This window comes from Neoluteolibacter marinus (genome assembly GCF_014904755.1).
GTDB lineage: Bacteria > Verrucomicrobiota > Verrucomicrobiia > Verrucomicrobiales > Akkermansiaceae > Haloferula > Haloferula marina.
The window spans coordinates 1-203 of sequence record NZ_JACZFQ010000330.1 but is presented as its reverse complement, the minus strand read 5'-3'; the positions used below and the strand labels follow the sequence as shown (position 1 = coordinate 203).

Genomic DNA, 203 nt, shown 5'->3' with positions numbered 1-203 from the left:
ATCGTGAAGCCGGACTCGCGGGTCTTCTGCGCGATCTTCTCCAGCTCCGAGGCGTGCAGCAGCAGCTTGCGACGGCGCTTGGCGGAGTGGTTGGTCCAGGAGCCCTGCAGGTACTCCGGGATGTTCACGTTCTCCAGCCACAGCTCGCCGCGGCGGTCGAAGGCGCAGTAGCCGTCCACCAGCGTGGCGCGGCCCATGCGCAG

At 68.0% G+C, this 203-nt stretch carries 1 protein-coding gene; it reads right to left on the bottom strand.

Annotation, left to right across the window (positions count from 1 at the left end):
- Positions 1-203: SsrA-binding protein (locus IG178_RS25120; protein ID WP_193215287.1), on the bottom strand; the 203-nt coding region annotated here is incomplete at both ends.